This window comes from Streptomyces sp. NPDC017520 (genome assembly GCF_044329855.1).
Taxonomy (GTDB): Bacteria; Actinomycetota; Actinomycetes; order Streptomycetales; family Streptomycetaceae; genus Streptomyces.
This window is the reverse complement of record NZ_JBIRKB010000006.1, coordinates 1-24,065: the sequence shown is the minus strand read 5'-3', so window position 1 is coordinate 24,065 and position 24,065 is coordinate 1. Positions and strand designations below refer to the sequence as shown.

General features: G+C 73.0%; 15 protein-coding genes, 2 tRNA genes and 1 riboswitch. Of the genes, 10 read left to right on the top strand and 7 right to left on the bottom strand.

Annotated elements, in window-relative coordinates; translation table 11 throughout:
* The first annotated feature begins 3 nt into the window (after nucleotides 1-3).
* The 6 genes from ACH4KB_RS15950 to ACH4KB_RS15925 all read left to right on the top strand — a co-directional run bounded on the left by ACH4KB_RS15950 (nucleotide 4) and on the right by ACH4KB_RS15925 (nucleotide 5,425).
* A tRNA-Lys gene (locus ACH4KB_RS15950) sits at nucleotides 4-77 on the top strand.
* Nucleotides 78-598: 521 nt separating this feature from the next.
* Nucleotides 599-672 (top strand) — tRNA-Met (locus ACH4KB_RS15945).
* 95 nt (nucleotides 673-767) lie between these two features.
* Nucleotides 768-1,514: a MerR family transcriptional regulator gene (locus ACH4KB_RS15940; protein ID WP_398066560.1), complete on the top strand. Its 747-nt coding sequence runs from the start codon at nucleotides 768-770 to the stop codon at nucleotides 1,512-1,514.
* Between the two features lie 139 nt (nucleotides 1,515-1,653).
* Nucleotides 1,654-2,874: a PP2C family protein-serine/threonine phosphatase gene (locus ACH4KB_RS15935; RefSeq protein WP_398066559.1), complete on the top strand. Its 1,221-nt coding sequence runs from the start codon at nucleotides 1,654-1,656 to the stop codon at nucleotides 2,872-2,874.
* 253 nt (nucleotides 2,875-3,127) lie between these two features.
* A riboswitch (cyclic di-AMP (ydaO/yuaA leader) is annotated at nucleotides 3,128-3,280 on the top strand.
* Nucleotides 3,281-3,291: 11 nt separating this feature from the next.
* Entirely contained in the window at nucleotides 3,292-4,323 is a 1,032-nt protein-coding gene (locus ACH4KB_RS15930) for a M23 family metallopeptidase (protein WP_398066558.1), read from the top strand.
* A gap of 157 nt (nucleotides 4,324-4,480) precedes the next feature.
* Nucleotides 4,481-5,425: an aldo/keto reductase gene (locus tag ACH4KB_RS15925; protein ID WP_398066557.1), complete on the top strand. Its 945-nt coding sequence runs from the start codon at nucleotides 4,481-4,483 to the stop codon at nucleotides 5,423-5,425.
* Between the two features lie 61 nt (nucleotides 5,426-5,486).
* On the opposite strand, the gene ACH4KB_RS15920 is transcribed toward ACH4KB_RS15925, so the two are convergent.
* The 4 genes from ACH4KB_RS15920 to ACH4KB_RS15905 form a co-directional block, all read right to left on the bottom strand.
* On the bottom strand, nucleotides 5,487-6,980 hold the full coding sequence (locus tag ACH4KB_RS15920; RefSeq protein ID WP_398066556.1) for a PrsW family intramembrane metalloprotease: 1,494 nt from the start codon (nucleotides 6,978-6,980) through the stop codon (nucleotides 5,487-5,489).
* Nucleotides 6,981-7,052: 72 nt separating this feature from the next.
* A complete protein-coding gene (trmB, locus tag ACH4KB_RS15915) occupies nucleotides 7,053-8,039 on the bottom strand; it encodes a tRNA (guanosine(46)-N7)-methyltransferase TrmB (RefSeq protein WP_398066555.1) in 987 nt (328 codons plus the stop codon).
* Complete coding sequence (gene lhgO / locus ACH4KB_RS15910) at nucleotides 8,032-9,288, bottom strand: L-2-hydroxyglutarate oxidase (RefSeq protein ID WP_398066554.1); 1,257 nt, start codon at nucleotides 9,286-9,288, stop codon at nucleotides 8,032-8,034. The genes trmB and lhgO overlap by 8 nt, the downstream gene beginning before the upstream one ends.
* 232 nt (nucleotides 9,289-9,520) lie before the next feature.
* Nucleotides 9,521-11,110 (bottom strand): sporulation protein, encoded by a 1,590-nt coding sequence (locus tag ACH4KB_RS15905; protein ID WP_398066553.1) that lies wholly within the window; start codon nucleotides 11,108-11,110, stop codon nucleotides 9,521-9,523.
* An 855-nt stretch (nucleotides 11,111-11,965) separates the two neighbouring features.
* On the opposite strand from ACH4KB_RS15905, the gene ACH4KB_RS15900 reads away from it, so the two are divergent.
* Entirely contained in the window at nucleotides 11,966-14,077 is a 2,112-nt protein-coding gene (locus tag ACH4KB_RS15900) for an asparagine synthase-related protein (protein ID WP_398066552.1), read from the top strand.
* Nucleotides 14,078-14,236: 159 nt separating this feature from the next.
* Here the strand turns inward: ACH4KB_RS15900 and ACH4KB_RS15895 are convergent, their stop codons facing one another.
* Nucleotides 14,237-16,225 (bottom strand): sigma-70 family RNA polymerase sigma factor, encoded by a 1,989-nt coding sequence (locus tag ACH4KB_RS15895; RefSeq protein ID WP_398066551.1) that lies wholly within the window; start codon nucleotides 16,223-16,225, stop codon nucleotides 14,237-14,239.
* Between the two features lie 349 nt (nucleotides 16,226-16,574).
* Entirely contained in the window at nucleotides 16,575-17,447 is an 873-nt protein-coding gene (locus ACH4KB_RS15890; RefSeq protein ID WP_398066550.1) for a TetR/AcrR family transcriptional regulator, read from the bottom strand.
* Nucleotides 17,448-17,945: 498 nt separating this feature from the next.
* Between ACH4KB_RS15890 and ACH4KB_RS15885 the strand changes: the two genes are divergently transcribed.
* Nucleotides 17,946-19,328, top strand: coding sequence for an NAD(P)/FAD-dependent oxidoreductase (locus ACH4KB_RS15885; protein ID WP_398066883.1), 1,383 nt, complete (start codon nucleotides 17,946-17,948; stop codon nucleotides 19,326-19,328).
* Between the two features lie 359 nt (nucleotides 19,329-19,687).
* Nucleotides 19,688-21,475, top strand: coding sequence for a SpoIIE family protein phosphatase (locus tag ACH4KB_RS15880; protein ID WP_398066549.1), 1,788 nt, complete (start codon nucleotides 19,688-19,690; stop codon nucleotides 21,473-21,475).
* Between the two features lie 13 nt (nucleotides 21,476-21,488).
* Here ACH4KB_RS15880 and ACH4KB_RS15875 read toward each other — a convergent pair whose 3' ends face one another.
* Nucleotides 21,489-22,880 (bottom strand): MFS transporter, encoded by a 1,392-nt coding sequence (locus ACH4KB_RS15875; protein ID WP_398066882.1) that lies wholly within the window; start codon nucleotides 22,878-22,880, stop codon nucleotides 21,489-21,491.
* A 165-nt stretch (nucleotides 22,881-23,045) separates the two neighbouring features.
* Here ACH4KB_RS15875 and ACH4KB_RS15870 point away from each other — a divergent pair, with 165 nt between their 5' ends.
* Nucleotides 23,046-23,603: a MarR family winged helix-turn-helix transcriptional regulator gene (locus tag ACH4KB_RS15870; protein ID WP_007456156.1), complete on the top strand. Its 558-nt coding sequence runs from the start codon at nucleotides 23,046-23,048 to the stop codon at nucleotides 23,601-23,603.
* Nucleotides 23,604-24,065 lie beyond the last annotated feature (462 nt).

The window sequence follows — 24,065 nt, the reverse complement described above, 5'->3', positions numbered from 1 at the left end:
CAGGGGCCGTTAGCTCAATTGGTCAGAGCAGCGGACTTTTAATCCGTTGGTTGTGGGTTCGAGTCCCACACGGCCTACCCGTCGACCCCAGGTCAGAGAGTTTCTCTGATCTGGGGTCGCTGCTTGTTCGGGTTCATTTCGGACGCTCGCTCCATCGATGCTCCATCGAAGTGCAAACGATCACGCGAAGCAGCCCCCGCCTCTCGTGAGAGGCAGGGGCCGCGGTCGTTCTGGGCGGGCTACGCCTCGGGCTCGGCGGGGAGCGTGAACCCCCGCACCGGCCGGGGCTCCTCCGGGTCACGCGAGTCCGGGGCCTGCCCGGCCCTCCACGCGGCCACCCTGTCCGCGTACCGCGGGTCAGGAGCAGGCCGGCCGTGGTGAGTGCGGCGGTGAAGGTGTGTCTGGTGCGCATGGTCCCCCAGGGCGTCGCGTGGTGTGAGGGGCCGCCATCATCGGGCACCGGGGGCACCGGGGGCACCGGGGGCACCGGGGGCGCCGCTGTCCGGGTTCCGGCCATGGGGCTCGCCTCCGTCCCGGAGGAGCTCCGCCGTAATTGGTCAAGGGCGCGCCGGGTATGCCGTAGAGTTGTGTTTACCGACGCGGGGTGGAGCAGCTCGGTAGCTCGCTGGGCTCATAACCCAGAGGTCGCAGGTTCAAATCCTGTCCCCGCTACTGAAGGCCCGGGCCCGGCACGCACAGCGTGCCGGGCCCGAGTCGTTTCCCGGCGTCGTGATGGCGCGGCTTGACCTTGACGCAGCGTTTCCGGCATGGAGTGGTCCATTCAGGAAATCGCCCGTCGGGCCGGCACCACGAGCCGCACGCTCCGGCATTACGGAGACGTCGGTCTCCTCACGCCGAGCCGGATCGGGAGCAACGGCTACCGCTACTACGACCAGGACGCCCTCGTCCGGCTGCAGCGCATCCTGCTGCTGCGGGAGCTGGGCCTCTCGCTGTCCGCCATCAAGGACGTGCTCGCGGGGCAGCGGGACACGGCGGTGGCGCTGCGGGCGCATCTGCGGCTGCTCGAACAGGAGCAGGCGCGCATCGGGCGGCAGATCGCCTCGGTGCGGACCACTCTCCACAAGACGCAGGAGGGGATGGAACTCATGGCCGATGAAGTGTTCGACGGCTTCGATCACACCGCCCACGAGCAGGAGGTCACCGAGCGCTGGGGCCGGGACGCGTACGAGGAGGGCGACCGCTGGTGGCGTTCGCTCGGCGACGAGCAGAAGAAGGCGTTCCAGGACGAGCACGAGGCCATCGCGCGCGCCTGGGGACGGGCCAGGGAGGGAGGGCTCGCCGCCGACGGGGCCGAGGCGCAGGACCTCGCGCGGCGGCACTGCGCCTGGCTGTCCTCGGCCAAGGCGCCCAGTCGTTCGTATGTGATCGGGCTCGGCGAGATGTATGTCGCCGACCCCCGCTTCGGAAAGAACTACGATCGCTACGGGGACGGCACCGCCGCCTTCGTACGGGACGCACTGACGGTATACGCGGAACACCGGCTCTCCGACTGACCACGGAAGGCCGGGCCTCCGCCCGCTCCCCCTATTCGGCCGATGCGGAGTAGCCGCTCGGCGCGGCTCCGGGAAGCCTGGGCGGGGCGCGGTACCGTCCGCAGCCGTGGGTGGACCGGGCAGGAGTGCACAGGTGGGGATGGCCGACGAACGGCGCAGTGCCACGGCGGGGAGTTTCGACGCCGTGGGCCGGGTGGTGTTCGGGTCCCGGGAGGGCCAGCTGACGTCCGACGGGCGGCGCACCGGACGGTTCGTCCGGCTGCTCCCGGCCCTGCTGATCCTCGGCGGGCTGGTGCTCGACTCGCTGACTCCGCCCAACTTCACCGCTGTCCCCCTGTTCGTCGCGGCCCCGCTGATCGCCGCGCCGTTCTTCTCGAAGTCCCGGACCGTCCGTACGGGCATCGCCGCGGTCCTCTCCGTCATCGCGATGAGGCTCTCCGACGGGACGTCCACCCAGGTGGTCCCGATCATCGAGCTGATCACCGTGCTCACGGCCTCGGTGCTGGCCCTCGTCATCAACGGCGTCGTACGGCGTGGCAACGAGCAGCTGGCCTCGGCCCGGGTCATCGCGGAGACCGCCATGCGGGCCGTGCTGCCGACCCCGGCCGAGCGGATCGGCGGACTCCAGGTGGCCGCGCGGTACGAGGCGGCCCAGGCGGACGAGTTCGTGGGCGGCGACCTGTTCGCCGTCGCGGACACCCCGTACGGAGTGCGTCTGGTCGTCGGCGACGTACGCGGCAAGGGGCTGGACGCCGTCGAGGCGGTGGCGGTGATCATCGGGGCGTTCCGGGAGGCGGCCGAGCAGGAGCGTTCGCTGGAGGGTGTCGCGCAGCGGCTGGAGCGGGCGCTGGCCCGGGAGGGGACGCGGCGGTACGGGCTGGACGCGATGGAGGGGTTCATCACCGCCGTGCTGGCCGAGATCCCGCCCGGTGCCGCCTCGTTGCGCCTCGTCAACCGCGGTCACCCCGAGCCGATCCTGCTGCACGCCGACGGCGCCCTGGAGGTGCTGGCACCCTCGGTGCCCGCCATGCCGCTGGGGATGGACCTGGGGGTGTGGCCGGACCGGTCCGACGAGTGGGCGATGCCCGCGGGGGCGACGCTCCTCGCCTTCACGGACGGCCTGTCCGAGGCCCGGGACCCGAACGGGGTCTTCTACGATCCGGCGGCCCGGCTGCGCGGCCGGATCTTCCCGGGCCCGGAGGAGCTGTTGTCCGCGCTGACGGACGACGTACGGCTGCACACCGGTGGGCGGACCACGGACGACATGGCGCTCATCGCGGTCGGCCGGCCGGCGGAGGGGCAGCCCGTGCGCCGGACGACGGTGAAGATCGTGGGCCGGGGCGATGACGCCGGGCGGTGACGCCGGAGTGATGGTGCCGGGCGGTGACACGGTGCGTAATCAAAAGGCGCCGCTCCGCATAACATTTGACACACTGTCAGAAAAAGCAGTGTGGCTGAGGCGTGGTCAAGTCGCCCGATTGCGCCCGGTTGTCACCCGTACATCCCTGCCGTGTTCGTTAATGATCAACAGGAACAGCTTGGAATAGGGCCCGTCCGTCTATTAACGTTCGATAACGCAGCGCGGTCGTCACAGCCGTCGTCAGAGACGGCGCCGCGCGCGAGCGCCGAATTCCGCAAGGGAACCGGGGAACCACCTACATGGGGTGAATCGGACGCCTGCGTCTCGTGAGAGACGGAGGGGCCCGTAGGAGACCTTCCTGCTCCGAACCCGTCAGCTAACCCGGTAGGCGAGAAGGAAGGAAAGGAGTGCGCCCACGTGGCGTCCAACAAGCCTGCCCCTGAGGCCCCGTCACCCTTCAGTGCCGACACCCTCGGTGGCGAGGAGCGCACCTGGGAGGAATGGAACCCCACCGCGGAGTCCATCCGTCCCGTGCGCGGCAAGCACCGCGTGGCCAAGCAGCGTGGTCTGGCCCGTAGCTCCACCGTCCTCGGAGTCGGTGTCATAGCGGCTGTCGGCGCGGGCGGTATGGCCACCGCTCAGGACAAGGCGCCGGTCTCCATCTCTCTTCCCGATTCCATCGTGGACAACCTCCCCGACGCCAAGTCCCTTCCCGGCGTCGGGTCTTTGATGTCCGAGGAGGCGGAGCCCGCCCCGGTCGCCGCGTCCGCGCCGCTCACCACCGCCGGCCTCACCACCGCCGAGGCCGAGCAGGGCACCGGCGCCGGCGAGGCGCTGCGCGCCCGGATCCTCCAGCAGGCCGAGCAGCAGCAGGCCAGCGCCGACGCCGAGGCCAAGGCCGCCGCCGAGAAGGCAGCGGCCGAGACCGCCGCCGCCGAGGCCAAGAAGCAGCAGGACGAGGCCGAGGCCGCTGCCGCCGCGAAGAAGAAGGCGGCGGAGGAAGCGGCGAAGAAGAAGAAGGAGGCCGAGCGGCTCGCCAAGCTCGCCGCCAGCTTCTCCCTCCCCACCTTCTCGTACACGATCACCTCGACCTACGGTCAGTCCGGCGCGCTCTGGTCCTCGGGCCAGCACACCGGTCTCGACTTCGCCGGGTCGGCCGGCGCACCGCTCAAGGCCGTGCACAGCGGCACGATCACATCGGCCGGCTACTCCGGTTCGTACGGCTACCGCACGGTCCTGCAGCTGGAGGACGGCACGGAGATCTGGTACGCCCACCAGTCCTCGATCGAGGTCTCCGTCGGCCAGAAGGTGACCACCGGCCAGACCATCGGCCGCATGGGCGACAGCGGCAACGTCACCGGCGTCCACCTCCACCTGGAGGTCCGCACCGCGGGCGGTTCCGCGATGGACCCGATGGCCTGGCTCAACAGCAAGGGCCTGAACGTCTGATCTCCAGGCCCCGCGGCTGACGTCCTTCGTCGCCGCCCCGCAACCCCGGCAGCCCTGACGCACACCCCCCGACGTCAGGGCTGCCGGTCTGTCCGGGGACGGTACGGTCCGGCGGGCGGCGGAATACCGTCCCCGCCCCGTCCCGTTGAACCTCCACATGACTTCTCCGCGCATTCTCGGCAGCTCCGACCTCCAGGTTTTCCCTCTCGCCCTCGGCGGCAACGTCTTCGGCTGGACGGCGGACGAGGACCAGTCCTTCGCGGTCCTGGACGCGTACGTCGCGGCCGGCGGCAACTTCATCGACACCGCCGACGCCTACTCCGCCTGGGTCGAGGGCAACGAGGGCGGTGAGTCGGAGACCGTCATCGGCAAGTGGCTCGCCTCCCGCTCCAACCGGGCCGACATCGTCGTCGCCACCAAGGCCGGCGCCCACCCCGACCACCGGGGCCTGTCCGCCGGCACCATCAAGGGCGCGGCGGAGGCATCGCTGCGCCGCCTCGGCACCGACCACATCGACCTCTACTACACGCACTTCGACGACGAGGCCGTCCCGGTCGAGGAGATCATCACCGCCCTCGACCAACTGGTGAAGGACGGCAAGGTGCGGCACATCGCCGCTTCCAACATCAGCCCCGAGCGCCTGCGGGCCTCCCTCGACTTCTCCGAGCGCGAGGGCCTCGCCCGGTACGTCGCGCTCCAGCCGCACTACAACCTGGTCTCCCGCGGCACCTACGAGGGCGAGCTCCAGGACACCGCGGCCCGCGCCGGCCTCGCCGCCGTCCCGTACTACGCGCTCGCCTCCGGCTTCCTCACCGGCAAATACCGCCCCGGTACGAGTGTGGAGAGCGCCCGCTCCGCGACGGCGGGCGGCCACCTGGAGTCGGAGCGGGGCCGCAAGGTGCTGGCCGCCCTCGACCGGGTCGCCGGGGAACGGGACGCCGAGATCGCCACGGTCGCCCTCGCCTGGCTCGCCGCACAGCCGACCGTCGCCGCCCCGATCGCCTCCGCCCGTACGGTCGAGCAGCTTCCCGCTCTCGTCGCGGTGGCCGACCTGCGGCTGACCGACGGCGAACTCGCCCTGCTCACCGAGGCGTCGGCCTGACGGAGCCGGACGCCGCCGCCGTACGCGGACGCCGAAGCTGTGGTGGTGAGTGTGGCTGCGGCTACGTCGGCGGGCGGCGGTGGCTGGGTGGTGCGCTGCCGTACGGCTGGGGCGGCGGGTAGGCGGCGGGGCCGTATCCCGATCCCGGCGGGTGCCCGTGCGCCTGCCCGTATCCGGGCGTCTGCCCGTACCCGTAGCCATTTCCGTACCCGTTTCCGTACGACGTCGGCATGGAGTGGGCGCGGTGGGCGCCCGGGCGGGCCGTCAGCAGGGCCGCGTGGGTGAGGGCCGGGGCCGCGAACTCCCGGCGCTGCCAGAGGTGGTGGAGCAACTCCCGCTCCCGCGCGCCGAAGTCCTGGCCCACCGCGCCGTGGCGGGCCCGGCGGCGCAGCCCCGCCAGGGAGGTCGCGAACGACTCGTACTCCGCGACCGCGCGGGCCGCCGCCCGGCCCCGCGCCCGGTCCGGCTGCCAGTGGCGGGCCAGGTCGCGGGCCATGCCCCGGGCCCGCATGGAGGAGAGCGCCGACGGCTCGGCGGGGGTGAGCCAGCCGGCCGCCGCATAGGCGGGCAGCTCGGCCGCGAGGGCCCGCAGCTCCCGCTGGCGCGACCAGATCGCCAGCCAGGTCACCAGGCCGAAGGCCGGGACCATGACGATCCCGTACACCGCGTAGAAGCCGTACGGGCCGAAGGCCGACGAACCGTTCCACAGGGCGTGCAGGCCCATCGCCAGGAGCAGTCCCAGCACCGGCAGGGCGATCCGGCGGACCCGGTGGCGGCGGGCGCTGACGGCCGCGAAGCCGAAGCCGAGGCCGGTGAGGACCGTGAACAGGGGGTGCGCGAACGGCGACATCACGATCCGCACGAAGAACGTCCCGGCCGTCACCGAGGCGAACCCGGAGCTGCCCAGCTGCTGGTCCTCGCCGAAGGCGTTGCCCAGATAGAGGATGTTCTCGGTGAACGCGAAGCCCGTCGCGGTGAAGCCGGCGACGACGACGCCGTCCACCACCCCGCTGAACTCCCGTCTGCGGAACAGGAAGATCAGCAGCACGGCCGCCGCCTTCGCGCTCTCCTCGACCACGGGGGCGATCACTGTCGCCCCCAGGGTGTCGGCGCTGGCCGGATCGGCCGTCGCGGTGGCTATCCAGCGCGTCGCGAACGAGTTGGCGATGATCGCGACGAGCGCGGCGGCGCACGCGCCCCAGGCGAAGGAGAAGATCAGATTCCGCCAGGGGCCCGGCTCGACCCGGTCCAGCCAGCGGAACGCCGCCATCAGCAGCGGGACCGGCAGCACCGCCAGACCGAGGCCGACCAGGAACCCCTCCGGGCCGGTCTGTTCGCGGACGAGGGCGAGGATCACCAGCCCGCACAGCACGAGCGCCACGATCACGGCCCCGGCGCGGAACGCCTTGCTGCGCCACACCATGCCGACGCGGCGCGGCCGATAGCGTGCTCGGCCGTGCTCCGGTGCGGCGCCCAGGACCTCGTCGGGCCGCCGCTCATGGAGGACCGGGACGGCGGGTCGCGCCTGCTGATGCTGCACGGAGGGGTCGGACACCTCTCGACCCTAACGAGGAGCACCGACACCCGGCGACGGGCATCCGGCCAGGACGTGGCCGCACAGGGTGTGTCAGACGCGGGCGAACAGCAGGTCGTGGACGACGTGCCCCTTGTCCAGGCCCTGTCCCTCGAAGCGGGTCAGGGGCCGGAACGCGGGGCGCGGGGCGTATCCGCCGTCGGCCGCGGTGTTCGCGAAGCGGGGGTGCGCGGTGAGCACCTCCAGCATCTGCTCGGCGTACGGCTCCCAGTCGGTCGCGCAGTGGACGATCGCGCCGGGCTTCAGGACCGGGGTCACCAGGTCCAGGAACTCGGGCTGGATCAGGCGCCGCTTGTGGTGCCGGGCCTTGGGCCAGGGGTCGGGGAAGTAGACCCGCAGGCCGTCGAGCGACTCGGGGGCCAGCATCTCGCGCAGCAGGATGACCGCGTCGCCGTTGGCCACCCGTACGTTGGTCGAGCCGGCCTTGTCCGCGAGGCCCAGCAGATTGCCCTGGCCGGGCGTGTGGACGTCGACCGCGAGAATGCCGGTGCCCGGGTCGTCGGCCGCCATCTGCGCGGTGGCCTCGCCCATGCCGAAGCCGATCTCCAGGACGACGGGCAGACCGCCGAACATCTCGCCCAGGTCCAGGACGCGCTGCCCGTCGATGTCCAGGCCCCACTTCGGCCACAGCCGCTCCAGGGCGTCCTGCTGGCCGGTCGTGACGCGGCTGCGACGCGGCTGGAAGCTGCGGATCCGGCGCTCGTGGTGCGAACCGGCGGGGTCGGCGGCGGGGCCACCGGGGAAGCGGGGCTCCTGACGCAGCCGACGCGCGCGCTCGAAGGAGGCGGCCCGCAGCGCGGCGGCCTCGTCGGCCGTGACGTCGGCTGTGACGTCGGTCGGGGCGTCGGCGAGCGCGTCAGCCGCCGTGGAGCCGGTCGCCGTGGAGCCGACCGGCGTGCTGTCGGTCAGCGTGCTGTCGGTCGGCGTGGGGCCGGTCGGCACGGTGCCGGCGGGCGCCGTGTCGGGCGCGTCGTCGTCGGGCGCTTCGGTGGGGGCGGGGTTCAAGGGCTGCTCAGACACAATGACCGGATTCTACGGCGGGCGGCTTCCACCCCGATCCCTGAGCCCGGCGCAGCGCGAGCCGTGCCACCTCCCGGCCGATGGGCAGGCACGCCGTCGCGGCGGGCGACGGGGCATTGAGCACATGCACGGTGTGCGGGGCCTCGCGGATCAGGAAGTCGTCGACCAGCGTGCCGTCCTTCAGCACCGCCTGGGCCCGGACCCCGGCGGGCGACGGGCGCAGGTCGTCCTCGGTGACGGCGGGCAGCAGTCGCTGGACGGCCCGGGTGAAGGCGGACCGGGACAGCGAGCGGTGCACCTCGCCCGCCCCGTACCGCCAGTGTCTGCGGGCGATCTGCCAGGTGCCGGGCCAGCTCAGCGTGGACAGCAGTTCGGCGGGGCGGACCTGGGGCCAGGTGTATCCCTCACGGGCCAGGGCGGGGACCGCGTTCGGCCCGACGTGGACGGAGCCGTCGAAGCCCCGGGTGAGGTGGACGCCGAGGAAGGGGAACGCCGGGTCCGGCACCGGGTAGACCAGGCCGCGCACCAGCTCGGGGCGGGCCAGCGTGTAGTACTCGCCGCGGAACGGCACGATCCGCACCCCCGGGTCGTCCCCGGCGAGACGGGCCACCCGGTCGCTGTGGAGTCCCGCGCAGTTGACCAGCACCCTGGCCCGGACGACCGTGCCGTCCGCCGTGCGCACCGCGACGCCCCAGGGGCGCCGGTCTATCGCGGTGACCTCCGCGCCGTACCGCACGATGGAGCCGGCGGCGGTGACCTCGGCGGCGAAGCGCCGGGCGACGGCCGTGAAGTCGCAGACGCCCGTCGTGCCGACCCGGATCGCCGCGAGGCCCCGGACCTCCGGCTCGTACTCCGCGATCTGGGCGGGGCCCAGCTCCCGCACGGGCAGTCCGTGCTCGCGGCCGCGCTGCACCAGGCCGTGCAGCCGGGGCAGCTCGGAGCGCTCGGTGGCGACGATCAGCTTGCCGGTGGTGGCGTGGGCGATGGAGTGCTCGGCGCAGAAGTCCGCCAGCTCGGCGGAGCCGCGCAGCGCGTACCGGGCCTTGAGGGAACCGGGGCGGTAGTAGATGCCGCTGTGGACCACGCCGCTGTTGCGGCCGGTCTGGTGGCGGGCGGGGCCGCGCTCCTTCTCCAGGACCGTCACTCTGGTGCCCGGCGCGGACCGTAGAAGCGCATACGCGGTCGACAGACCGACGATCCCGCCGCCGATCACCAGCACATCGCAGTCGTACGCCGCGTGCGTCATCATCACGCCACCTCCCACCCCGATAGTGCACTGACCCACTGACAACCGGCTCAAACCCCAGCCGGGCAGGGCGTGGCGCACACTCCGCCTGGGACCCCCGGAGCGGGCCCCTGGAGCGGGCCCCTGGAGCGGGCCCCCGGAGCGGGCCCCGCCGGGGGCCCGCTCGTCGCCCGGCTCAGCCCTGCGTCGCCCGGCTCAGCCCTGCGTCGCCCGGCTCAGCCCTGCTCCGCGCTGGTCACCCCGGGGTGACCAGCAGCGGGCGGGCCCGCTCCCGCAGCTCCGCGACGCGGGGCTCGTCCCCGTACGGCTCCAGGCGGTGGAGCAGATCGCGCACATACTCCGTGGTGCGGGCCGAGGAGATCCGGCCGGCGACCTCCACCGCCCGGGTGCCCGCCGCGCAGGCCGCGTCCAGGTTGCCCGACTCCAGCTCGGCGACGGCGGAGACCACGAGCCGCAGCCCGTGGCTGCGGACGAACTCCTCGGTCGGCCGGGACAGCGCCTGCTCGGTGAAGCGACGCACCTGCCGGGGCGCCTTCAGGTCGCGGTAGCACTCGGCGGCGTCGGCGGCGAACCGGTCGTAGCCGTAGAAGCCGAGCCAGGGCGGATCGGAGTCGCCCGCCCGGGACCGCTCCAGCCAGCTCTCCGCGCCCTTGAGCGCGGCCCCCGCGGCCGGTGCGTCGCCGGCCTTCGCATGGGCACGGGCCTCCACCAGCCGGAAGAAGCTCATGGTGCGGGCGGTGGCGAGGCCCCGGTTGCGCTCGACGGCCGCCTGGGCGAGGTCGACCCCTTCGTCGGCGAAGCCCCGGTAGGTCGCCTGGAGGGACATCGAGGCGAGGACATAGCCGCCGAGCGGGACGTCCGCGGCGGCCCGGGCCAGGCGCAGGGCCTGGATGTAGTAGCGCTGGGCGGCCTCCTGCTGGCCGGTGTCGAAGGCCATCCAGCCGGCCAGCCGGGTCAGCTCGGCGGACGCGCCGAACAGGGCCCGTCCGACCTCGTCGGTGTACGAGCCGAGGAGCAGTGGTGCGGCGTCGACGCGTAAACACTCGGGAACCATGGAGGAGCGCCAGTCGCCCCCGCCGTACTTGGAGTCCCAGCGCCGGGCGTCCTGCGCAGCCTCGCGCAGCTTCGACACGTCGCTGTGCCCGACCCGCAGCGGTGAGGCGTCCGCCACGGCCTCCGGGCCGGGCTGGAGCGGGACGGAGCCCGCCGCGCCGGGCGCGGAGCCGCCGGTGTGGAGGATCTGTGCGCCCCGGGCGTCAGGCGCGGCTCCCGGGCCACGGGCGCCGGCCCCGCCGGGGCTCCCCGATCCGCCGCCGCGCGCCCCGAGAACGGCGGCCTGCGCCGCCGTCGGGTCCCGGGCCACCGACGGATCGGCGGGGGTTATCAGCCAGCGCGAGGCGGGCGTCGCGTAGGCGCTCACGGAGAAGGACCCCGCCAGGGACTGCCAGATCCCGCCGCCGCCCCGCCGCCCGGCCAGATCCAGCCGGTACAGCTCGGTCGCCGACCGGACCGCCTCACCCACGTCCCGGGGGAAGGCCAGGCCGACCTCCGGGGCCGGGTCCGCGTCGGCGAGACCGATCTCGTGCAGCGGGACCGGCCGGCCGAGCTTGGCCCCGATCGCCGCGGCGATGAGATGCGGCGCCGCGCCCTGCGGCACCATTCCCTTGGCGACCCACCGGGCCACCGAGGTCTTGTCGTAGCGAAGTGTCAGACCGCGCTGTGCTCCGAGGTCGTTGACCCGCCGGGCGAGCCCGGCGTTACTGATTCCCGCGAGGGCGAGAACCGTGCCGAGCTTCTCGTTCGGCCCGCGTTGCTCCCTGGACATGCGCCACCCCTCGACACACAGACAGCCGCCGCGTCACCGAGGACGGCGCGCGGCATTCGTACCGATGCCTCCCCAGGTTCGAACCTCCGTACTCCGCCTGCACACGCATGTGGCCGAGCCCCGAGGAATATGCCCCCCTGCCGAGAACACCAGTAAACACAGCGTAGTTCTCCCTATCCCTACCGTTAAGGGGCAGACGTCCGGATGGCGGGATTGTTGTCCGTGCGGGCGGTCCGGGCCGCCCGGGCGGCGGCGCGCGGGCCGGGGTGCGGCGTGCCCCCGGCGTGTGGCCGTGCGCCCGGCCGTGCGCTCTGCCCCGGCGATTGCCGGAGCGCTTGTCTGGGACCTGCGTGGGTCGGCCCGCTGCACTGGACTCAGTGGGCTGGGGGAAACCGCCGCTCCATTCCCCGCGGGCGGTGGACCGGTCCGGGAGGTGAGGCCCACCTCCCGGACTGTGCGTGGAAGGGTCCGCCAGGGGGGCGCGGCACGACATGCGCGCAGGGTGGCGCTTCGAGAGAATGGCCGAATAGCGACGGTCCGGTGAGGGTCTGGCCAACGGTCCGACTATGGCCGGATATCGGCGCTGTTTCCGGGCGGCGCCGGCCCCTCCCGCTTCTGCGGGGGTGGGCCGGGGCGGCGCGGAGACCGGACGGCCGCGCCTCCGCAACTCCCGGAACCCGTAATTCCGTTGCTGTCGTCGCGGTGAAGACCGCGCCGGGCCTTTGCCAGGGGCGCATGCTCTTCCGGTGTGCGCCGCCCGTACACCCTCCCCTGCGGCATTGTCGTGGCAGCATGTCCCGCAGCGGCGTTTCGCTCGTCAAGTGCGCCGTTTGTCCACAGCCTGTGGAGGCGGCGATGCGTTGGTTGGTGGGATGGAGCAGTATCGCCGCGAGCTTCGGCACCGTCGGCGCCGTCGGAAACGGCGGAGAGGGGCGCACGGTTCACCCCGTGGGCTCCCAACTCCTCTGGGGAGACCCCGATCCGCTCTGGGCGGTCGGCGACTGGCGGCCCGACGAGATCCGGGTGATCGGCGTCGCGACCCCCGAGGGGGCGCCCACCGCCCGCCTCGCGGTCCTCGGCTGCTGTGGCGCCACCGACGAGCAGCTGCGCGTCGGACTGCTCTCCGCACGTGGTGGAGCGATGCGCCATCTCACCGCCTGGCCCGGCAGTTACACCGCCGTCGTGCAGATCGGCCGCCGCATCACCGTCGCGGGCGACCTGGCCGGAGCCCGGCCCGTCTTCCACACCCCCTGGGCCAACGGCACCGCCTTCGCCACCGCCGCCCTGCCGCTCGCCGACCTCATCGAGGCCCAGCTCGACATCGGGCACCTCGCCGCCCTGCTCGCCTGCCCGGAGACCCCCGAGGCCCTCGGCGACGGCACGCCCTACGTGGGCGTGAAGCGGGTCCCGCCGGGCCACGCGCTCATCCTGCGGGAGGGCTCGCGGGAGATCACCGGGTACGAGGCCGTCGCCTCGCTCGCGGTCGCCGCACCCCAGGCCGACCCGGTGCACGCCGTGGAGGGCGTACGGGACGCGCTCGTCGAAGCCGTACGCGCCCGGCTCACTGCCCCGCGACACGCGCCGGAATCCCAGCCGCCGGACCCGGGGCCCGTCCCCGGCATGGGCCCCGCCGACCGGCGCGCGGCCAGGGGTGGACCCGTGGCGGGCATCGGCGCCGACCTCTCCGGAGGCAGTGCCTCCGCCACCCTCGCCCTGCTCGCCTCCGGACTGCCCGGGCTGCCCGGCACCCTCCTCGGCCACGGCACGGGCGCGGGGGAGCGGCTGCTCGCCGTCACCTTCAACGACCTCACCACCCGCGGTGACGAGGACGAGCTGGAACGGGCCCGCGCCATCGCCGCCAACCCGCGCCTGCACCACGTGGTCGTCGCGGCGGGCGAAGAGGCCCTGCCGTACGCCTCGTTGGAGGTCGGCGTGCTCACCGACGAACCGGCCCCCTCGCTCGTCCTCGCCGAACGCCACCGACGCCGGCTCTCCGCGGGCAGCGCCGACCACCTGGTCGGGCACGGGGCCCGGCAGGTCCTGGACGCCCACCCGGCCCGTCTCGCCGACCTCCTGATGGACCGGCGCAGACGCCATCTGCTGCGTCCCGTCGCCGCCCTCACCAAGGCCGAAGGCCCCACGGCACACTCCCTGTTCGTCCCGCTGACGGTCTACCGCGCCGCCCGCCGCCTGGCCCGTACGTCGTACCGCACCGGCCTGGAGTCCGCCGCCGGATTCCTCCCCGACGCCAACCGTCACGCCCCCGACCTCGCCACCCCCGCCGACGCCTCGCTCGCCGCCCTCGCCTGGTCGCGCCCGGGGCCGGCGGCGCGCTGGCTGACCGGGGAGGCGCTGGCCGAAGTATCGGTTCGTCTCCAGGAGGCGGCGATCCGGCCCGCCTCCGTGCAGCGCCCCGGGGAGGCCCGGGCCCGCGCCGCCCTCGCCCGGGGAGCCGCCGACCACCGGATCCTGGAACAGGCCGCGGAGATCCGCAGCCAGCGGCTGCACGCCCCGTTCCTCGACAACCAGGTCGTGCGGGCGGCCCGCGCCCTGCCCGAGTCGCTGCGCGTCCAGCCCGGCGCACGGGCCGCGATCCTGCGCCGGGTGCTCGGCGGGGCGGGCATCCACGATCTGCCGCCCGGCTGGGGCACGCCCTCCCAGGCCACCTCCACCGCCGTCACCCGCACCGGCCTGCGCATCGCGCTGCCGGAGCTGATGGCCCTCTTCGACGCCCCGCTGCTGGCCGACGCGGGTCTGGTCGAGGCCAGGGTGGTCCGCAAGGCCCTGCGCGCCGCCTCCGAGGGCGAGCCGCTGCCCCTGGACGGCCTGGCGGACCTGGCCTCCACCGAACTGTGGCTGCGCCGCCTGGTGACCCGACGCGGCACCTGCTGGACGGGTACCGCCGCTCCGCGCCAGCGCGCGGTCGCGGGCGGTGTGGCCCCCGCCCGGCGCACGCTCCAGCCCTGACCGGAACAGGCCTGGTCCTGGCCGGAAATCGACGCGGGGAAGCGACGGCGGGAAGCAACGGCGGAAGCAACGGCCGAAGCGACGCCGGGTAGCGACGTTGGGCAGCGACGTTGGGCAGCGACGGCGGGAAGCCCGGCCGGGGAGTGCGTACGGCTCGGCTCAGGCGCAGCTGATCCGGGACTCCGCCCAGTCGGCCAGAGCCACCCCGCCGAACGGCGTCTCCGGCTCCACCACGAGGCGGATCGAGGACTGGCCGGCGATGCCCACGCTCACCGGAACGGCGGGATCGCCGCCCTCCATCACCGGGGAGTGCCACAGCCGGGACCCGTCCCCGTCGAACACGGAGAAGCGCACCGCGCCGAGCCCCATGGTCAGGTCGTCCACGCCGACCACGGCCTCGTAGCGCGTGCAGGGCCGGTTCAGCTGGATGGTCACCGAGGACCGGGCGTGCACGGTCACCCCGTGCGCGTAACGGGTGGAGGCGATGGACACGTTCGAGCGCTGCCAGATCCAACTGCTCTGCCCCATCTCGACCTCCGGCTCGCTCCGGTCGCCGAACACGGAGTACGCCAGCTCGCTGACCTGGTACACCTCCGGGGCGGGCGGGGGCGGCGTGGGTTTCGGCGGCTTCGGCGTCGGCTTCGGGCTCGGCGGCGGGCTCGGCGCCGGGGGCGCGGGCTTCGGCGGCGGCTCGGGGGAGGGCGTGGGCCTCGGCGTCGGCGTCGGCTTCGGGGCCGGCTCGGACGGGGCAGGGGCAGGGGGCGCGGGCGGCGCGGGGGCGGCCGGCGGCTTCGGCGTCGGCTCCGGGGGCGGCGGGGGAGTCGGCGTGGGCACGGCGGGTGCCACGACCGGCGGCTTCGCGACCGGCTTGGGCTCCGGCTTCGGCCGGTCGTCGCCGACGAGCGCCCACACCAGACCGGCCGCGGCGGCCACCGCCAGGGCGGCGGCGATCCCCGCCTTGGCGGGGGCGCCAAGCCCCTCGGAGATGGCGGCGCCCCCGGCGGCCCCACCGGCGGAACCGGACCCGGTGGCCGCCGCGGCGGCTCCGGCCCCGGCGGCCCCGGCCGCGCCACCGGCCACGATGCCCGCGGCCTTGAGTGAATACCCGGCGGCGAACCATCCGATGACCGCGACGGGCAGCAGCGCCGGAATCCCGGCGTTCACATGGTCCAGCTCGCCCGCCGCCACCCGGCACTTGGCGCAGGTGTCGAGGTGCTTGCGCAGCCCGCGCTCGGCCCGGGTCCGCAGCCCGCCCCGGGCGTGGGCGCCGAGCCGGTCGGCGTACTGCGCGCACTCCCCGCCGGTGGTGAGCGCCTGGCTGACGTGGGCCTGGAGGTAGGCCTGCTTGAGCCCTTCGCGGGCGCGGCTCGCCAGGACGGCGGTGGCGTTGGCGGTGAGGCCGAACAGCGGGGCGATCTCGCTCGGCGACTCCTCCTCCACCGTGGTGTGCCACAGGACCGCCTGCCAGCGCTCCGGGAGGCTCCGGAACGCCTGCATGGCCATCGTCTGCTCGGCCTCGTGCATCGCGAGGACGTCGGCGCCGAGGTCGAGGGTGTCGTCGTCGGAGAGCTCGGAGGAACGGGCGGCCTGGGCGGCGAACACCGCGAAGTCGTCGACCAGCTGCTCACGCTTCGCACTCTTCGTCCAGGCGGCGGCGACATGGCGGACGGCGGTCATCAGATAGGCCCGGACCGCTTCCGTCGGCCCTTTTCCGCCCCGTACGGCCTGGAGCGTGCGGGCGAACACCTCGGCCGTCAGGTCGTCGGCGGTGTGCGCGTCCCGGCAGCAGCCGCGGGCGTAACGCAGGACGGCGCCCGAATGCCGTCGAAACAGCTCCTCGTAGGCCTGGTCGTCGCCGGCGCGCATGTCCTCGATCAACCGGGCGTCGGACAGTCCGGCTTCGGGGGCTCCATCGCGGCCCGCGCGCTGTTGCGGAACCGCATGGGCGCCGACCCTGCCGGAGACGTCCTCCTCGGCGACGGCGGGCCACGGTCCGGGCAGTACGGTGCCGCCCTCAACCGACTCGTCCGACGAGCCGCGTACGGCCTGGGCGGGCACCTGGCCGACGGACAGTCCGTCCGCTTTCGTGTCCTTGCCGGCCGCTGCGATCTCACCGAGCGGCTCTTCCTGCTGCTCGTTACCGCTCATCGCGGAAGCCCCCGTATGCACCCTCGGACTCGAATACCGGCCAAGACTGCCACATGGCTCAATCGTGCTGGCCCCTCAGTCCCGCCAACCACTCATCCGGGGCGTTTTCTCGAATGCGAGTACTAGAGGCCCTGCTTTCGGGGAATGACTCTCCGCTGATTCGTCCCCCCGAACCCGCTCAGCGACCACCCTTACCGGCCGCGCGCCCGCCCGTGCCCGTCCGCCTCGCCCGCACTGCGGGCGAGGCGAACGGAACAGTCGATGCGGGACGACCGATGCCCGGAACGACCGATGCCCGGGACGACTGACGCGGGACGCGTGGGGCCCCGGGCGGGCGGGCGGCCGGACGTCACGCCGGGCGCGACCTCAACCCCTCCAGCAGGATGTCCAGCAACCGGGCCGAAGCCGCGGCCTGCTGAGCGGCGTCCGGCAGCGAAGGAGCCGCCGTGGCGATGACCAGCAGCACATCGGCCACCGTCACGTCCCGGCGCAGCTCACCGGATTCCCGCGCCCGGTCGACCAGCCGCCCCACGACCTCCAGCAGCTCGACCGCGCCGGTGTCCTCACCGAGGCCGTCGAACCCGTCCGTGCCCCCGGAGCGCCGGTCGACGACGCGGAAGTCGTCCTGGCCCACTCCCTGCCGCTGCTGCGGAACGCGGGTCTCGTCCACCGCGCCCGGAGCCGACGCCGCCCCGGAAGCCGTCGGCACGCCCGGCTCCTCCCCGTCGACCCCGACCCGCAGCACGTGCGGCGGCAGCAGCCTGCCCGCGCCCGACGCCACCGACGTACGCAGAAAGCGGGACAGCGCCGACCAGGGCTTCTCCTCCTGCCCCAGCGCCGTACGCGCCTGCTCGGTCAGCCGGGAGGTCTCTTCCTCGGCTATCCGGCGCACCAGCACGTCCTTGCTCGGGAACCGCCGGTAGACGGTGCCCACGCCGACGCGCGCGCGACGCGCCACGTCCTCCATCGGAGCGCCGTAACCCAGCTCCCCGAACACCTCGCGAGCCGCCCGCAGCACATGCTCCAGATTCCGCTGCGCGTCGACGCGCAGCGGAGCCGAGCGCGGCGTGCCCGCGGTCCCCGCCGCTCCCACCGTCGCCGTTCCCGACGTCGTCGCCCCGTTCGGGGCGTGTCCCGCAGCGGTCGAACCCATCGCCGCGGCACTCACCGCCGCCGCGGAACGAACGGCGTCCGCCGAACTCATGACGCCGAGCGCGCCCACGGAGCCGAGGCGTCCTTGGTCCTCGGACGCGCGAGAGAGCGCAGTCTGGCCATGCTTATCCTGAATATGCATAACTTCCCCCGGTTATGACGTCTCCCCCCGGAGACTCCCCGCCGTTTTTCAGCCGGGGAGCGGAGCACAACGAAATCCGCACCCACCACCCCGGCGGGTTACGAACATAGTTGAGCCTGCGTCAATTCAGAAGGGGGTAGTTCCGCATGGGGCGCCCCCCGGTCGGACCAAGATCTGATCCACACCGCGACATCGCCCCTCCACTCACCCCGTGCGCCCTGCCTGACCTGCGCAGCTGCCGCCCCTCACCGACCACGCGTCCCGAGTGCCGTCGAGGAACCTCCGGTCACACAATTTGCCGGGCCTGTGGACAAACCACTGACTCCGTTGCGTCATGGGGTGGTGATGGCTCCAGATTCCCGGGGGACGACCCCCGGCACCCGGCCAGGTGTGCGCATTCTCGTCGTCGGCGGTGGCTACGTCGGGATGTACACAGCGCTGCGTCTCCAACGGAAGTTGAAGCAGAGACTGAGGAGCGGCGAGGCCGAGATCGTGGTCGTCACGCCCGAGCCGTACATGACGTACCAGCCCTTCCTCCCCGAAGCGGCCGCCGGCTCGATCTCGCCGCGCCACGTGGTCGTGCCGCTGCGCCGCGTCCTGAAGGACTGCACGATCGTCATCGGCGAGGCCCAGCGCGTCGACCACGCCAAACGGACCGCGACCGTCACCACCCTCGCCACCGGTGAGGACGGCACCGGAGCGCTGGAGATCGGTTACGACGAGATCGTCATCGCCCCCGGGTCCGTCTCGCGCACCCTGCCCGTCCCGGGCCTCGCCGCATTCGGCATCGGTTTCAAGACCGTCGAGGAGGCCATCGGACTGCGCAACCACGTCATCGAGCAGATGGACATCGCCTCCGCGACCCGGGACCCCGCGATCCGCGACGCCGCTCTCACCTTCGTCTTCGTCGGCGGTGGCTACGCGGGCGTGGAGGCGCTGGCCGAACTGGAGGACATGGCCCGCTACACGGCGCGGTACTACCACAACATCAAGCCGGCCGACCTGAGATGGATCCTGGTCGAGGCCTCGGGGCGGATCCTCCCCGAGGTCGGCGAGACCATGGGCACGTACGCCATCGGGGAGCTGCGCGGCCGGAACATCGACGTACGCCTCGAAACCCGCCTCGACAGCTGCGAGGACCGCGTCGCTGTCCTCAGCGACGGCGCCCGCTTCCCCACCCGCACCCTCGTGTGGACCGCGGGGGTCAAACCGGCCCCGCTGCTGGCCGCCACCGACCTGCCCCTCACCGAACGCGGCCGGCTCCGTTGCACCGCCACCCTCGGCGTCGAGGACATGCCGCACGCCTGGGCGGCCGGCGACGCCGCGGCCGTTCCCGACCTGACCGCGTCCGAACCGGGGCGCGAGACCGCTCCCAACGCCCAGCACGCGGTGCGCCAGGCGAAGGTCCTCGCCGACAACGTCCTCGCCTCGATCGACGGCCGGCCGCTCAAGGAGTACCGGCACGCGTACGTCGGATCCGTCGCCTCCCTCGGCCTGCACAAGGGCGTCGCCCACGTCTACGGCCGCAAGCTCAAGGGTTACCCCGCCTGGCTGATGCACCGTGCGTACCACCTCAGCCGGGTCCCGACGTTCAACCGGAAGGCGCGCGTCCTTGCCGAATGGACCCTGTCCGGGCTCTTCAAACGCGAGATCGTCTCCCTCGGTTCGCTGGAGCACCCCCGCGCCGAGTTCGAACTCGCGGCGGGCGGCGGCTCCGGCACCCCGGGCCTCCCGGGCCCCGGCCGCCGGAAGGGGCCCGGAGAACCGCCGGACGACCGCCGGGCGGACGACCCCCGGACGGGCGGCTGACGGACGGCCGACAAGGCAGCCGACAGGACGGCCCCCGCGCGGCCCCGCCGGGGCAGCCGACAAAGGCTCCGGCGGGGCCTCCGGCCGACGCCGGCACCGGGCCGATCGAGGGTCGGAACGGCGACGGGGCGACGACTGTCAGTACGGTCGGTCACACTGGACGTGTGACCATAGGTGGGCCCACACCTGCACAGAGTGACCCGGTCGGCAGTGACCAACAGTGACCAGCAGCGACGCACCAACAGAACGACGAGGCCCGGCTGCGCCTGCCCGGGGGTACGGCCCCCGGTGCCCCCGAACACGGCAGAAGAAGCAGCCCGCCCGAGCGGACCAGACCGACACACGAGGCCAGAAATACCGTGAACTTCACGCGTTGGAGCGCCCGCCTTCCCGGAACGCAGCGCCGAGCCGCCGCACGGGACGACCGTAGTTCCGTGCCGGCGGCCCGAGCCGAGTACGCCGGGGCGGACGGCTCGCCCGCCCTGCCGGACGACGCCTCCCCGGCGTCTTCCGGCCCCGCCTCGACGGAAGCCCTCCCTGGGCCCACCCTCGACGACCTCTCCGCCCGCGAGATCCTCGGCCGGCTCCCCGCCCCCGTCGCCCTGCTGCACGGCCCGGACCACCGCATCGCCTACGTCAACGACGCGTACGAGGCCGCGTTCGGCCCCCGCCCGTGCGGCGTCCCCGCGGCCGAGGCCATGCCCGAGCTCGCCCAGCTCAGCGTGGTCCCGCTGCTCGACCAGGTCCTGCGCAGCGGCACCGCCCGTACGGTCAAGTCCCGCAGGACCGCCGAGGGCGGTTCGTACACCGTGACCTGCACCCCCGTCGCCGCCTGGGGCCACGCGGACGACGAGGGAGACAGGGGAGACAGGGGAGACAGGGGAGACAAGGCAGAGAAGGGAGAAAAGGGAGAGAAGGCAGGCGACAAGCGCAACGGCCGGGCCGACGGCAAGGGAGAGGGCGGCGTCCTCGTGTACGCCGCCGACGTCACCGACCACGCCGAAGCCGCCGAACGCCTGCGCACCAGCGAGCGCCGCCACCGCGAAACGGCCGTCACCCTCCAGCGCTCCCTTCTCCCGCAGGAGCTGGAACAGCCCGACGACCTCCGTATCGCCGCCACCTACCAGCCCGGCGGAACCGACGCCGCGGTGGGCGGCGACTGGTACGACGTCATCACCCTCGGCGCGGGCCGCACCGCCCTGGTCATCGGCGACGTGATGGGCCGGGGGGTCCGGGCCGCAGCGGTGATGGGCCAGCTCCGCACCGCCGTCCGCGCCTACGCCCGGCTCGATCTCCCGCCGCACGAGGTGATCCAGCTGCTGGACGGCCTCGCCGCCGAGATCGACGCCAGCCAGATCGCGACCTGCGTCTACGCCGTCCACGATCCGAACGAGGGGCAGCTCGTCTACGCCTCCGCCGGACACCTCCCGATCCTCGTCCGCGACGAGGACGGCACCGTCCACCGCGCCGCAGAGCCCACCGGCCCCCCGCTCGGCACCGGCGGCTGGGTCCACACCTCCGGCACCATCGCGCTGCCGCCCGGCTCCACCGCGGCCCTCTATACGGACGGCCTGGTCGAACGGCGCAGCGAGGACATCGACGAGGGCGTCGCCTCACTGGCCCGCGCCCTCTCCGGCGCCAAGGGATCACCGCAAGTGGTCTGCGACCGGCTGATCCGCTCCCTCGGCGTGACCGCCGAGCACGACGACGACGTGGCGGTCCTGGTGGTCCAGCACCCCGCCCGTACGGGAGCGAACGCGGAGCTGTTCCACAACGCCGCGCTCGATCTCCTCGGCGGCGTCGAGGCCGCACCGCGCGCCCGCGCCTTCGCCACCGGGGTCCTGACCTCCTGGCGCTTCCCCGTCGAGCTCCGTGACCTGGGCGTCCTCGCCACCAGCGAACTGGTCGCGAACTCCCTCCAGCACGGCACCCCGCCGATGCGCCTGGGACTGCGCCGTACGGACCGCCGACTGATCATCGAGGTCACCGACGGCGACGACCACCTGCCGCGCCGCCGCCAGGCCGAACCTGCGGACGAGGCGGGGCGCGGCATCTCGATCATCGCCTCGATCGCCACCTCGTGGGGCAGTCGGCGAACGCCGGGCGGCGGCAAGGCGGTCTGGTGCGAGTTCGCCCTCCCTCGGTGAGCGGATCGCTCCGTCAGTGACCGGCGGGCGCGGACACCGGGGCGGAAACCGAGGGCGACCCGGATCCAGGGGTGGACCCGGTGGCCCCGGGCCCGGTGCCGGCGGACCCGGTGGCAGCGGTCTCCGCACCGGCTCCGCCCTCGGGCAGTGACACCGCCACCACCCGCGACGGGACGCCTGCGAGCGACGGCTGGTCCTGTACGGGGGTGAGCCGGCGTCCCAGCCGCAGGGCGAGCCAGGTGATGCCCAGCGAGAACAGCACGAACGTCACGATGTACGGGCCGTGCAGCGACGCCCCCATCGGCCCGCCGACGGCCGGACCGACCGCGAGCGCGAGCTGCTTGCACAGGGCGAACGCCGAGTTGTACTGCCCGACCATCGACTCCGGCGCCAGATCGGCGACCAGCGGGGCGACGGTCGGCGAGAGCATCGCCTCTCCCAGCCCGAACAGCGCGTACGTCGAGATGAACGCGGCCGTCGCCATGGTCTGGCTGCCGTGGCCCAGCCCCGCGTACCCCGCCACGATCCAGGCGAACGCCCAGATCAGGCCGACCGCGGCGATGACCCGGCTGCGCCGCCGCCGCTCCACCAGCCGCAGCACGACGAACTGCGCCGCGACGATGACCGCGGTGTTGGCGGCCAGCGCGAAGCCGAGGGTGGAGGGCTCGATCCCGGCGGCCTCCGTGCCGTACGCGGCCAGGCCGGACTCGAACTGCCCGTAGCAGGCGAAGAACAGCACGAACCCCAGCACGCACAGCTGCACCATGGCCCGGTGCGAGAGCAGCGTCCGCAGGCCCCCGCCCTTCGCGGCGGAACCGTCCGCAGGGCGGATCCCGCCCAGCGAAGCCGGACGGGGCATCCGCACGGTCGTCACCACGACGCCGAGCACCACGAACATCACGGCCTCGATGAGGAACAGCATCGTGAAACTCGCCGGACGGCTCACGTCCACCAGCTGCCCGCCGACGAGCCCGCCGAGGCCGAGCCCCAGGTTCTGCAGGAAGAACTGCGTGGCGAAGGCCCGTGTACGGGTCGCGGTGCTGGAGCACCACACGAGCATCGTGGCGAGGGCCGGCTGCATGACGGCGGTGCCCGCGCCCAGGACAGCGGCGGACAGCACGGCCGCCGGCACACTGCTCGCGAACCCCAGGGCCACCGCGCCCACGGAGGCCAGAACGGAGGCCACCACCAGCACGGGCAACGGGCCCCGCCGGTCGATGGCCCGCCCGGTGAACGGCAGAACGGCCAGCGCTGCCATCGCGAAGGCTGCCAGGACGACTCCCGCCGTCCCGGCGCCCAGATCCCGCACCTGCGCCACGTAGACGTACAGATACGGGACGGTGAACCCGAGCCCGAACGCGCTCAGCGCGCTGCCCAGCTGGATCCGCCGCAGCGCTGCGCCCATCTCCCTGGTCACACTCACCTACCTCAAGAACTCGACGGCCTCGATCGCGGAGCGTCGAGGCCTGGCACGAAGAAATCAGACTCGAAGACTTTAGCACTAAAGTTAGAAGGTGAAAACTACAGAGTGAAGGACTTCAGAGGGAGGGGGCGTGCCATACTGCCCGCCATGTCTGAGAGCACCGAGGAGCCCGGCCCCAGCGAGCCGAGCCTCGACGAACAGATCGCCGCCTACCAGCGCGAGTTCCGCGACCTCGACCCGCAGGTCGAGCAGGTCGTCTCCGCGCTGGGCCGACTGAACCGCCGGATGAACGTCGCGTACGGGAGACAAGTCGCCGCGCTCGGCATCAGCAACGCCGAGTGGGAGGTCCTCAAGACCCTCGTCCTGGCAGGCGCTCCCTACCGTCTGGGGCCCGGCGAACTGGCGAAGCGCCTCGGCCTCACCCCGGCCGCCATGACGCATCGCATCGACCGGATGGCCGGCGAGGGCCTGGTCACCCGCGACCGCGACGAGAACAACCGGGTCCGTGTCATCGTCGAGCTGACCGACGAGGGCCGAACGAAGTGGCTTGAGGCGATGCGCATGGCGAGCGACTTCGAGGAGGACCTCCTCCAGGACCTCTCCGGCGATGAGCGCGGTGTCCTCGGCGAGCTGCTGGTCCGCCTGCTGCGCAGGGTGGAGCACGCCCAGCCGGACGCCGGCGGCCGGCTCACCGATCTGGACTGAACGCCCAGGACAACGGCCAGGAAAGACGCCCTGCGGAGACCACCGGGGGAGGGTTGACACACCCCTGGTGGATCCGTAAAGTTCTCCGAGTTGTCACGGAGCCGGATGGTTCCGAGGCAGCCGATCCCGCCGCGGACGCGGCAACCAAACTTCAGCACGATCTCCCACTCGGGATGATTTCTGCATGCCGGAATTCATTACGAAGGCCCGATTATGAGCCGCCGGGAGAATCCGCTAGAGTTTGAGCGTCGGAACGGCCCAACAGCCGGGAAGACAAGCCCCGCTGACTGGGAATCAGGCCCGAAAGGATCTGATAGAGTCGGAGTCGCCGGAAAGGGAAAACGCGAAAGCGAAGAACCTGGAAGGCGAGATGCGAGACCCGCTTCGACCGGGAATCGGACACGAAAGAGTCTGATAGAGTCGGAAACGCAGGACAGCAAGACAAAGAAGAAAACGAAGGGA

Coding starts and splice junctions, on each gene's coding strand:
- ACH4KB_RS15940 (WP_398066560.1), top strand. CDS start 768: ATGGAGTGGTCCATTCAGGAAATCGCCCGTCGGGCCGGCACCACGAGC.
- ACH4KB_RS15935 (WP_398066559.1), top strand. CDS start 1,654: ATGGCCGACGAACGGCGCAGTGCCACGGCGGGGAGTTTCGACGCCGTG.
- ACH4KB_RS15925 (WP_398066557.1), top strand. CDS start 4,481: ATGACTTCTCCGCGCATTCTCGGCAGCTCCGACCTCCAGGTTTTCCCT.
- lhgO (WP_398066554.1), bottom strand. CDS start 9,288: ATGATGACGCACGCGGCGTACGACTGCGATGTGCTGGTGATCGGCGGC.
- ACH4KB_RS15905 (WP_398066553.1), bottom strand. CDS start 11,110: ATGTCCAGGGAGCAACGCGGGCCGAACGAGAAGCTCGGCACGGTTCTC.
- ACH4KB_RS15900 (WP_398066552.1), top strand. CDS start 11,966: ATGCGTTGGTTGGTGGGATGGAGCAGTATCGCCGCGAGCTTCGGCACC.
- ACH4KB_RS15895 (WP_398066551.1), bottom strand. CDS start 16,225: ATGAGCGGTAACGAGCAGCAGGAAGAGCCGCTCGGTGAGATCGCAGCG.
- ACH4KB_RS15885 (WP_398066883.1), top strand. CDS start 17,946: ATGTACACAGCGCTGCGTCTCCAACGGAAGTTGAAGCAGAGACTGAGG.
- ACH4KB_RS15875 (WP_398066882.1), bottom strand. CDS start 22,880: ATGGGCGCAGCGCTGCGGCGGATCCAGCTGGGCAGCGCGCTGAGCGCG.
- ACH4KB_RS15870 (WP_007456156.1), top strand. CDS start 23,046: ATGTCTGAGAGCACCGAGGAGCCCGGCCCCAGCGAGCCGAGCCTCGAC.